Source organism: Weissella thailandensis, assembly GCF_001932615.1.
Lineage (GTDB): Bacteria > Bacillota > Bacilli > Lactobacillales > Lactobacillaceae > Weissella > Weissella thailandensis.
On the sequence record NZ_CP014332.1, the window covers coordinates 71815 to 82379 of the forward strand.

Consider the following 10565-nt stretch of genomic DNA (forward strand, 5'->3'; position numbering starts at 1 on the left):
GTTAATGTGGAAAACAATTTTGCGAAGAATCTTAATCATGATTCCCGAAGTTATTTTGCTTAGTATTTTAGTTTTTCTTTTGGCGAAAGCGATGCCGGGTGACCCGTTTACTGGTTCAATCAATCCACGGTCGAGTGCGACTCAAATCGAACACTTGAAACAGATTAATGGCTTATATGACCCCTGGTATCAACAGTACTGGAACTGGGTGGTGCACTTATTCCATGGGGACTTAGGACAAAGTTATCAGTATCATGAAGCAGTTTCTAATTTGATTGGTGACCGTGTGATTAACACCTTATGGCTATCATTGTTTACCATGGTGCTGACCTACTTGATTGCTTTGCCACTTGGATTATATGCCGGTAAACACGAAGGTAAATTACCGGATACAATCATTCGTGTTTATACTTACGTGACTTACTGTATTCCATTTTTCGTTATTCTAGTGATTGGATTATGGATTTTCGGTTACGTGCTAAATTGGTTTCCGACAACTGGGTCGGTTTCGGCGACGGCAAGTGGTTGGAGTAGTTTAGGATCAAGATTTGCTCATATTCTCTTGCCAGGATTGTTAGGTGCTTTGTTTGGTACCGTGAATATCGTGCAGTATATGCGTTCGGAAGTGGTCGATGCAAAGCATTCAGATTATGTTAAAACCGCGCGATCAAAAGGTGTGCCAAATAAAGATATCTATCGTCATCATATCTTCCGTAACTCACTCTTGCCAATTGCAGCATTTGGAGGGTATTCGATTACCGGACTATTGAATGGGTCGATATTTACGGAAACGATTTTTTCCTACCCAGGGATGGGGATGTTGTTCATTGATTCGATTAGTTATCGTGACTACACCGTGATTACGGCATTGGTCTTGCTATTTGGTATTTTGAACTTACTAGGAACCTTATTGTCAGATATTATTTTGAGCATTGTGGATCCACGGATCCGAATCAATTAGGAAGGGGGACATATTAATGGCAGCAACAAGTAAATTAGCTGAAATATCGTCCCAAGATCTGCAACGATTGACTGCTGAGGCAAAGCAAGAAGCAGCCCCTTCATCGATGAAGATTCTTTGGCAAGAATTTAAGGCAGACCGACCAGCGTTAATTTCTTTAATCATTGTGGTCGGGTTTATCTTATTTGTCATGATTGCACCATTGTTTATTGATAATAGTGAGATGATGACCACAAATATTATGGCGTACTTGACCCCACCAGGAGAAGATGGTTTCTTGCTTGGGGCAGATGCAAATGGACGATCAATCGCCATGCAATTAATCGTTGGCTCACGTAATTCTATTGGGATTGCCATTGGTCTGACTGTTATTTCTTCAACTGTTGGTATTGCTTGGGGATTAATCTCTGGGTACTTTGGTGGCTATATCGATTGGGGGATGCAACGTGTTTATGACTTCATGATGATGCTACCAATGACCATGATGATTATCGTGTTAGTGACGATCATTAACGATTATAATTCAGTGACTTTAACATTAATTTTCTCGACATTTTATTGGATGGGAACATCACGATTGATTCGGTCGCGAACTTTGGCAGAAACTAAAAAGGATTATGTGTCTGCATCGATTACTTCTGATACAAAATCATGGAAGATTATTTTTAGAGAAGTGATGCCGAATATTTCTTCATTAATTATTGTCGATACGACCTTATCATTTGCAGAAAATATTGGAGTTGAAACGGGGCTATCTTATTTGGGATTTGGATTACCATCAAACACGCCATCATTAGGTACCTTGATTGCCAATGCAAATGATCCAAATAATATTACGCAATATTGGTGGACTTGGTTGCCAGCAGCGATTGAGATTATCATTTTGTGTTTATCAATTAGTTATATTGGTCAGGTAATGAGTCGCGCAGCAAATGCATCACAACGGCGCGCAGGAAAATAACAGATGATACCGTATTAATAAATTTAGGGTGGTGGTGCATTCAGTGGTAGATATTAAATAAAGTTGTCGTCATATTGGGTGATTTTATGAGTGAAAAAGAAAATGGGGAAAGCGTATGAACAAGACAAGTAAAAAATGGGCTGTATCGTCAGCGGCTGTCTTGGCTGCTGTATCGTTAGCTACGTTCAGTGTCGATAATACAACCACGGTTTCAGCGGCTACAAAAAAAGCTAAGCTGTCTGATACATTTAAGAACAATGCGAAAGAAAGTAAAACTGCGAACGACAAAAGTACTTTAAAGGTTGCGGAACCCAACGATTCACCATTTAAGGGAATTACGGAGCCGGCATTAGCAGACAATCAAGAAGATGCTAATGTGTTTGGTCCCGGAGGTAATGCTGAGCTATTTAACGTTGATAAGAATTTCAAGGTAGTTGATGGTGGTTTAGCTAACCAAAAATTAGATCGAGAAAACAATACAGTGACCATTACAATTCGTGATGATGCAAAATGGTCAGATGGCCAGCCAGTAGTAGCCCGTGATGTTGAGTATCCATACGAGATTATTGCTAATGAAAAATCAACTTCATCACAATATTCAGCTGACTATGAACGGATTGAAGGAATGGCTGATTATCATTCAGGAAAAGCTTCAACGATTTCTGGTTTCAGTTACCCTGATGGTGAAGACGGCAAAACAGTGGTCATTAAGTATAGCTCATTATCACCAAGTATGAAGTTTGCAGGTAATTCCTTTATCTGGAGTGCTGTGGCACCATATCATTTATACAAAGATGTGGCCATTGATAAGCTAGCCTCAGCTGATCAAGTACGTAAGAATCCCGTCTTTGTTGGTCCATATAAATTGGATAAGGTGGTCGAAGGTGAATCAACAAGTTGGTCACCAAATAAGTACTACTGGGGTAAGGCACCCAAGGTTAAGCACATTACGATTAATGTTGTCTCATCTAATAGTATTGATAAGGCTATTCAAACTAAGAAGTATGACTTTACCACGCCAACAGGTGTTATGCGCGGTACCAGCTATAAAAATTTGAAGAAGCTCAAGAATTATAAGATGGTTGGTAAACCAGATTTGGGATACAATTACTTTGGTTTCAACGTTGGTGAATATGACACTAAGAAGCAAGTTAATGTCATGGATCCTAAGTCAAAGATGGGCGATAAGAAGTTGCGTCAGGCAATGATGTACGCTATTGATGAAGATGCGATTAACGAGAAGTTTGGAAACGGCGTTAAGTGGCGTGCTAAGACGTTGATTCCACCAATCTTTGATAAGTATTCGGACCAATCTGCTAAAGGATTCCCTTATAGTCCAAAGAAGGCGGCTAAGTTACTTGATGACGCTGGCTACAAGAAGGATGGTAAGTGGCGTACGCAGCCAAATGGTAAGAAGTTAGTGATCCGTTTTGGTGCAATGAAGGGTAGTGCAACCAGTCACGCAACTTATCAAGATTACTTGCAACGTTGGCGTAAGGTTGGTCTAAATGTCAAGATGGCAACAGGTAAAGAAATGGAAATGAATAGTTTCTATGATACGTTGCAAAAGCCAAAGCAAAATAAGATTGATATCTTTGCAGGTGCTTGGAGCTTGTCTTCAGAACCAACACCTTCACAACTTTATGGTGAAGATGCACCATTTAACATGGGACATTTTGTCACAAAGAAGAATACGCAATTGATCAACGACTTGAACAGTGAAAAGGCCTGGGATGATTCATACCGTACTGATAAGTTCAAGGAGTGGCAAGAGTATATGAATGACCAAGCTGCTTACGTTGCTTCAGACAATAGTTATCAATGGGCGCCAGTTAATAAGCGTGTGAAAGGCTTTAGCTTGAGCAATGATAACAATGATTTCTGGAATAGTTTGTCATTGACGTCTTCAAAGTTAAAGTAAATTAGGCACCGAAAGACTACTAAACTCTAAATGAGTTTAGTGGTTTTTTAGTGCAATAAAAGAGAATGAAACAAAAGTTGTTTTGAAGCCAGCGTGTATTGTAATTTACGATATTTTTAGCATAAAAAAGTTGGCACAATATTTTTTGTCCCAACTGTTTGTTAATAGGTATTAAATTCTTGTGAATCTTACCAAAAATGCATGTGGTACTAGTTTAGCAACGACACGAAAGGCCTTATAGAAAGGTAACATGGTGTAGCTGGCACGTCCTTTTTTAGCCATTTGAATCGTTTTATGTGCAAATTTTTCAGTGTTTAAATAAGGCAATAGATTGATAACCGTCTTTTTTTTCGCATTTAATAGTTTGTGGTTCATTTCAGTTTCCATATTACCTGGGTAGGCGAGACAAACATTGATACCCTTAGGCGCCAATTCATGTCTCAGCCCATTTGCAAAACTAGCTTCATATGATTTTGTTGCACTGTAAACAGTTTGGTGCGGGTTAGCAACAAATGATGAAACAGAAGCTACTTGTAAAATAAAGCTATGAGGTTGCATGTAAGGTAAACACGTTTTAATCATTAACGTACTACCGGTTATATTTAAATTAATCATTGTTTGAATTTGTGATGCTGGCATATCCTTGATATCACCAGTGAAATTAATACCTGCGTTATTGATCAATGCTGATACTTTGGGTTGTTTATCCGCTAGAGTCTTGGTCAATTTTTTAAAACTTTCAGCTTCACTCAGGTCTAAAGGTAAGTTATAAAAACGCATTTGTGGTGTATGCTCAGCAATTGCCTGTAGACGATCAGCTCGTCTGGCAATCATCCAAATTTCATCAATTTCAGGGCATTCATTAATAAGCGCATCAACATATTTTCTACCTAAGCCAGAAGTGGTTCCTGTAATTATTGCAACTGACATTTATTCCTCCTCTGATGAATGATTATATTTTTTAACTCGCCGGGGCATTAGTCCAGATATACCATGTTGCTGAATTAGCCTTAGCAAAGGTGGCCATCCATTTGTGCTATATTTTGGTTGTTTTCCACTAGCAATACAGGCCATTTGTTGTTCGTAATAACTATTGGCAATTAAAGGACCTGCATTGTCGTCTATGAGTTTTATGTTTGTTTTCAATCGCGGTAATTTTACGTTTGAAAATTGATTGTTCATTATTCGATTGGGTAAATCAGGGAATAAGACCATCGGCCGCCCAATACCTAGTAATTCAGTATCTTGGTTTTCGATTGCTGTTGTCATAGTTTTCAAATCTTTAAATCCACCAGTTAAAGCAATTGGTGTGGTTGTAAGTTTTTTAATTTTATGCGCATAGTTAATAAAAAAAGCGGCATTAGAATTTTTATCGGTACCTTCTGACATGGCAGGATTTAGATAGTTACCTCCTGAAATTTCTATCAGATCAACACCTAATTGGGACAAAACTTTGATAACCTGTATCGACTCATCCTCACTAAAACCGCCTGGTTCAAAATCAGAAGAATTTAATTTGACCCCAATTGGGAAACTGTCACCAACGGCAGCTCTGATTGAACGATAAATATCTAAAAGGAACTTCATACGATTTGTTAGCGAACCACCATATTCATCATGCCGTTGGTTATCTTTCGCCGATAAAAATTGATTAATTAAATATCCATGAGCGGCATGAATTTCAACTCCTGTGAAACCTGCTTTTTGGGCAATAACTGCAGTATTGGTAAATTTCTTGACCAATTGTTGGATTTCAGTTCGTGTTAATGCACGTGGTCTATTAAAAACAGTTGCATAGATTCCTTCAAATCCTATGGCACTAGGGGCAACTGGTTCTTTAGACAGTGAACGATAAGATTGTTTACCGGGATGGTTGATTTGCATCCAGAACTGCGTTTTATTTTCGGTTCCGGCAGCTGCCCATTGTTTTAAGATAGCCATGTCTTCATCATTTTCAATAACAACATTCCCGGGCTCTCCTAAAGCAGTGTGATCGATCATGACGTTACCAGAAAAAAGCAAGCCGGCACCACCATTAGCCCAGGAGCGGTATAAGTTAATGTGTTGTTGATTTGGATGTCCATGAGTTGCAAATGTTTCACTCATTGCGGATTTTAAAAATCTATTCTTAATGACTTGCCCGCAAGGCAATGTTAATGGCTGATTAAATTCTGTAGCTGGCATATCGTGTGCTCCTTTCAAATATTATTTGTAGGCACCGTTTTAGATAGTTAGTCCATGCCATATTTGAGTTTTTAGGTCTTCAAGTGATTGTTGATTTGGTGCATTGTCAGATGAAAAATTTTGACTAATCCAATAAAAATTACACATCATAAATAGACTACCTACTGATATAGCTAACTGTGCGTGGATGTCACTAGTCTTAAAAACATTTTGTTTCTCACCGTTTTTGAAAAACTCATTTAATAAATCAACGGTTTGTTCGCGTAGGGTAATGCTGGGTTGATATAACTTGTCATTGTAAATATTTTCATATAGAAAATGAATCGTAGTAATGTCTTCTTGAATAAATTGGAAGCCAAAACCAAGTAGATCATTGAATAAAACTTCAGTTTCTCGATCACTATGGATTATTGAAGCTAAGTTATCGTTGACGTGTTTTAAAATTAATTGTAGCGCTTCATTTAGCAGATCTTGCTTACTATCGAAATAGTGATATAGCGTACCAATGCTGACATGTGCTAACTTAGCAATCTCTGGGACAGTACTTGCTGCATAACCTGTACAAGCAAATGTTTTAATTGCAGCTGATAATAATTGTTCTTTTTTACTGTTCATTGTTGAATTCCTCCACATATAGAATGAACGTTCATTCTATATGTGGAATTTAACAAAAAGACAACCTTTTATCAAATAATTTGCTTATAAATTTAGATAAAGTTGCATTATAGTTTTGGTTGTCAAGCGTTAATGTTAGAGACAAGTTGTTAAAAACGATAGAATAAAGCTAAAATTGTCGAGGTTTATTTTATTTTTAGGAGGCACTATGAAAGAGAATATGAAACCAATTTTTGATATCTTGGATGCGAACTTAAAAAAGATCCGGACAGATGAAAAATTCTCATTGCCTAGTTTGTATGGTGAATCAGAGTGGGATAAACTTTATATTGGCGACAAAGTAATGGCTGGTAATCAATTTTTACGACAGGTGCGACAGGGCTATTATCCAGATATCAAAGAGCTACCGAAAGATAATCAGCATGGACGCCGTCAGTATCAGAAGAAATAGCAATTATTATATTGTTAATGACGACCTTTAGTATGCAAAAGGAGTGTTATGCGAGTTAATATATTACAACACACGCCCAATGAAGGACCTGGTTCAATTTTGGATTGGGCACGAGTGAATGGTCATCAATCATTCGTCTATCATCCCTATCAATTTGGTTATCTACCAACTGCTGATGAAACGGATTTATTAATTATTTTGGGTGGTCCAATGAGTCCAAATGATGATTTATCATGGATCAGTCAGGAACGAGAACTTATTCAGGAACTGTTAGATAAGGATGTACCGATGTTTGGGGCTTGTTATGGTGCGCAACAGATTGCCAAAACGTTAGGATATAAAGTATCAGAAGCACCAGCCAAGGAAGTTGGTTGGGCACCTGTTTATCTGCAAAGTCACGTGATTCCTGATTTACCAGCAGAATTGTTGGCATTACATTGGCACCAAGAAATGTTTGAGGTACCTAAAGAAGCAACATTACTGTTTTCGAGTGATGCGGTTAAAAACCAAGGGTTTGTCATGAACCATCGTGTGGTGGGGCTACAATTCCATTTTGAACCTCAGGACGATAATATACGTGAGATGGTGATTAATGATTTTCCATATATTGAAGGTTCTATTCTTGACCAAACGGCAACGGACATATTAAATATGCCAGTTCCGACCATTAATAAAGAGGTTATGTTTAAGATTTTAGATTATATTACGGCTGGCAAAGACTAAATGGCGTTAAATTGCCCATTAATTTTGTCAAAAATATCTTCTTAATTGATATCGGACTTTTTTGTAGCTTTTACTTGTTTCTAACTAACTGATTAGTTACTATAAAGATATGAGAACAACAGATATTAACAAGATTAAAGCCATTAAAGAATCAGTCCTAGAGTTAAGTCAAAGTGTGGGGCTGTCAAATATGACCACAGCTAAGATTGCAAAGAATGCTGGTGTCAGTCCAGCGACAATTTATTTACACTATCAAGATAAAACAGATTTACTAAGTCGTTTATATGAGGAGGTTAAAGTAAATTTACATGACGGATTAGATCAAGCGATTGATCAGTCGCAGAGTCTGGAAGTTCAAATTCGACAAGCGATAACCTTCATTGTTGAGCAATATCGTAAATACCCAAAACAAGCATATTTTGTGGGGACATTGTGGAGCAATCAGGAATTATTAGATAAACAAGCGATCGAGTTTGGTAATACGATGGAAGTGTCGCTTGCAGATTTATTTGAGCGTCTTCAGCAATCGTCGTCTTTCGCACAACTTTCAGATGATGTTTTGGAAATCTTTTTTACCGTACCGACTTTGGTTTTAGAAAGACAACCAGACTTGGATGACAAAGGATTAGAGCAAATAAGTAACATGATTATAAAAGCTATTAAAAAATAGTTTTTGTTTTCATTATTAAAGACTAACTATTCAGTTAAAAGAAGGGGTGTTTTATGAGTAAAATTATTTTAATCACGGGTGCGACAGATGGAATAGGTAAAATCACCGCGACAGAACTGGCCAAAAAAGGAAATCATGTGATTATTCATGGCCGTAATGAACAAAAGGCTAAGCAAACTGTCGCGGAAATTGAGCAGCAATCCGAGAACGCACAAGTTGAGTACTTAATCGCCGACTTATTTTCACTGTCAGCAGTTAAACAAATGGCGGATAAATTTCAGCAAAAGTATGATCATTTGGACGTATTGATCAATAATGCTGGTGCTGTGTTGGATGACACTCGTAGGGAAACAGATGATATCGAAAATACGATGGCATTGAATGTATTAGCGCCATTTTTGTTAAATCAACTCTTATTACCTAATTTAGAAAAAAGTACTGACGGCCGGATTATCAACATGTCTTCAGGCACACACCGTCAGGCAAAACCAGACATGAATGACCTAAACCTAGAAAAAGAGACTTCAGGACAGAAACGATATGGGATTTCAAAGTTGTTTGTGATTTGGAATTCACAACATTTAGCTGCTGAATTACAAAAACAAGGCATCACTAATGTGACAGTTAACTGCTCTCACCCGGGTGCAGTAGGTACTAATTTTGGGCAAGATAGTGACAATGGCTTTATTAATAATATGATTTATAAAATTGCCTTACATCTTATGCCTGCACCGGAAAAGGGTGCTGTAACCAACATTTATTTGGCTTCATCAGATGAAGTTAAGGGACTTACTGGTAAATTCTTTAATAACAAGAAACAATTGGAAAAACCACAAACCAAGGAATACACGCCAGCAAGAGAACAGCAACTCTGGGATTACTGCATGAAAGTTTGTGCACCATTTTTAGAAGACTAAATGCAGATTATTTAGAAACAATCAAAGATAACAAAGGGGAGATGGATTATCGTGAAAAAGTTTATTTTTATCATAAGCCTGTTGGGGAATGCTGCTTTATTGTATCGTCTGAATGAAAACAAAAAGAGTATCTATGATTTGACCGAACGTGAACATTTTTATAGACAAAAGTTTAATGAACATACAGATAATTATTAATATGAACGGATGATTTTTGTGATGTAAGGGGGAAATGATGCACATTAAGAACATTTTAGTTACGGGTGCTAATAGTGGCATTAGTTATCAAACAGCATTAACCTTGGCAAAACAAGGGCATCATGTCATCATTCATGGTCGTAATGAGCAAAAAGTTAACATTGCAGTGAATGAAATTAGAGAGCAGTCTGGCAATGAAAATATTGATAGTGTCATTGCAGACCTATCTTTAATGACGGATGTTAAACAACTAGCAGATCATATCAAAGGAAAATATGGTTATTTAGATACGTTGGTTAATAATGCTGGTTCTCAAATGGGGAAAGAACGTCTAGTAACTGCTGAAGATCATGAAAAAACAATGGCCATTAATACATTTGCGCCATTACTATTAAGTAAACTGTTACTACCTTTACTGACTCAAAGCCCTGACGGGAGAATTATTACCGTTTCCTCGGCTTCGTACAACCAAGGAACTAGTGATCAATATTTAGATGATATTGAATTAGAACATAATTATGGATTTGGGCGGGCTTATGGTCTGTCAAAACTGTATGTGTTGTGGCTAATGTGGCATTTAAATAATGAATTACAGGAAAAAGGCATTAAAAATGTCACCATTAATTGTATGGAACCGGGGTCAGCCTTAACGAAGTTGGGTTCTGAACAAGCTAAAAATCGGCCATTATGGATGAAAATATTAATCGTTTTATGGTTGCCTATGATAAGAAATCCTAAAACACCAGGTCAGACAAATGCTTGGTTGGCTACTTCAAATGAAGTTCGTGGTTTAACGGGAATGTTTTTTGATTCTAAAGGAAGGATTCAAAAAGAAAATCGTAAGTATTATTCTCTCGAAAATGATCAACGTTTGTGGGATTATTGCATGAAAGTTTGTGCGCCGTTTTTAAAGTAATCGCTACCCGCTGATTATCAGTAAATAGTAACTTTGAGTAAAATTTTA

11 protein-coding genes are annotated in these 10565 nt (G+C 37.3%); 8 read left to right on the forward strand and 3 right to left on the reverse strand.

What is annotated here, in order from left to right:
• Positions 1-4 precede the first annotated feature (4 nt).
• From FOL01_RS00355 to FOL01_RS00365, 3 genes are all read left to right on the forward strand, one after another.
• A complete protein-coding gene (locus FOL01_RS00355; protein ID WP_075268787.1) occupies positions 5-961 on the forward strand; it encodes an ABC transporter permease in 957 nt (318 codons plus the stop codon).
• Positions 962-977: 16 nt separating this feature from the next.
• Positions 978-1922, forward strand: a complete 945-nt coding sequence (locus tag FOL01_RS00360) for an ABC transporter permease (protein ID WP_075268788.1) — start codon at positions 978-980, stop codon at positions 1920-1922.
• A 115-nt stretch (positions 1923-2037) separates the two neighbouring features.
• Positions 2038-3843 carry an oligopeptide ABC transporter substrate-binding protein gene (locus FOL01_RS00365; protein ID WP_075268789.1) on the forward strand — a complete coding sequence of 602 codons (1806 nt, stop codon included), beginning with the start codon at positions 2038-2040 and terminating at the stop codon, positions 3841-3843.
• Positions 3844-4014: 171 nt separating this feature from the next.
• Here FOL01_RS00365 and FOL01_RS00370 read toward each other — a convergent pair whose 3' ends face one another.
• The 3 genes from FOL01_RS00370 to FOL01_RS00380 are packed head-to-tail and all read right to left on the reverse strand — an operon-like array spanning position 4015 to position 6642.
• The gene (locus FOL01_RS00370; protein WP_075268790.1) at positions 4015-4773 is read right to left on the reverse strand and encodes an SDR family NAD(P)-dependent oxidoreductase; all 759 of its coding nucleotides are present in this window, start codon (positions 4771-4773) and stop codon (positions 4015-4017) included.
• Positions 4774-6027, reverse strand: coding sequence for an NADH:flavin oxidoreductase/NADH oxidase family protein (locus tag FOL01_RS00375; protein ID WP_075268791.1), 1254 nt, complete (start codon positions 6025-6027; stop codon positions 4774-4776).
• 39 nt (positions 6028-6066) lie between these two features.
• Positions 6067-6642, reverse strand: a complete 576-nt coding sequence (locus tag FOL01_RS00380; protein ID WP_075268792.1) for a TetR/AcrR family transcriptional regulator — start codon at positions 6640-6642, stop codon at positions 6067-6069.
• Between the two features lie 208 nt (positions 6643-6850).
• Here FOL01_RS00380 and FOL01_RS00385 point away from each other — a divergent pair, with 208 nt between their 5' ends.
• From FOL01_RS00385 to FOL01_RS00405, 5 genes are all read left to right on the forward strand, one after another.
• Positions 6851-7093: a single-stranded DNA-binding protein gene (locus FOL01_RS00385; RefSeq protein ID WP_075268793.1), complete on the forward strand. Its 243-nt coding sequence runs from the start codon at positions 6851-6853 to the stop codon at positions 7091-7093.
• Between the two features lie 48 nt (positions 7094-7141).
• Entirely contained in the window at positions 7142-7816 is a 675-nt protein-coding gene (locus FOL01_RS00390) for a type 1 glutamine amidotransferase (protein ID WP_075268794.1), read from the forward strand.
• A gap of 109 nt (positions 7817-7925) precedes the next feature.
• The gene (locus FOL01_RS00395) at positions 7926-8486 is read left to right on the forward strand and encodes a TetR/AcrR family transcriptional regulator (RefSeq protein WP_083603378.1); all 561 of its coding nucleotides are present in this window, start codon (positions 7926-7928) and stop codon (positions 8484-8486) included.
• Between the two features lie 53 nt (positions 8487-8539).
• A complete protein-coding gene (locus FOL01_RS00400; RefSeq protein ID WP_075268796.1) occupies positions 8540-9403 on the forward strand; it encodes an SDR family NAD(P)-dependent oxidoreductase in 864 nt (287 codons plus the stop codon).
• 232 nt (positions 9404-9635) lie between these two features.
• A complete protein-coding gene (locus tag FOL01_RS00405; RefSeq protein WP_083603379.1) occupies positions 9636-10517 on the forward strand; it encodes an SDR family NAD(P)-dependent oxidoreductase in 882 nt (293 codons plus the stop codon).
• Positions 10518-10565: the final 48 nt, after the last annotated feature.

Bases quoted from the DNA above. Each gene is read 5' to 3' on its own strand.
- FOL01_RS00355 (WP_075268787.1), top strand. From the start codon at position 5: ATGTGGAAAACAATTTTGCGAAGAATCTTAATCATGATTCCCGAAGTT.
- FOL01_RS00360 (WP_075268788.1), top strand. From the start codon at position 978: ATGGCAGCAACAAGTAAATTAGCTGAAATATCGTCCCAAGATCTGCAA.
- FOL01_RS00365 (WP_075268789.1), top strand. From the start codon at position 2,038: ATGAACAAGACAAGTAAAAAATGGGCTGTATCGTCAGCGGCTGTCTTG.
- FOL01_RS00370 (WP_075268790.1), bottom strand. From the start codon at position 4,773: ATGTCAGTTGCAATAATTACAGGAACCACTTCTGGCTTAGGTAGAAAA.
- FOL01_RS00375 (WP_075268791.1), bottom strand. From the start codon at position 6,027: ATGCCAGCTACAGAATTTAATCAGCCATTAACATTGCCTTGCGGGCAA.
- FOL01_RS00380 (WP_075268792.1), bottom strand. From the start codon at position 6,642: ATGAACAGTAAAAAAGAACAATTATTATCAGCTGCAATTAAAACATTT.
- FOL01_RS00385 (WP_075268793.1), top strand. From the start codon at position 6,851: ATGAAAGAGAATATGAAACCAATTTTTGATATCTTGGATGCGAACTTA.
- FOL01_RS00390 (WP_075268794.1), top strand. From the start codon at position 7,142: ATGCGAGTTAATATATTACAACACACGCCCAATGAAGGACCTGGTTCA.
- FOL01_RS00395 (WP_083603378.1), top strand. From the start codon at position 7,926: ATGAGAACAACAGATATTAACAAGATTAAAGCCATTAAAGAATCAGTC.
- FOL01_RS00400 (WP_075268796.1), top strand. From the start codon at position 8,540: ATGAGTAAAATTATTTTAATCACGGGTGCGACAGATGGAATAGGTAAA.
- FOL01_RS00405 (WP_083603379.1), top strand. From the start codon at position 9,636: ATGATGCACATTAAGAACATTTTAGTTACGGGTGCTAATAGTGGCATT.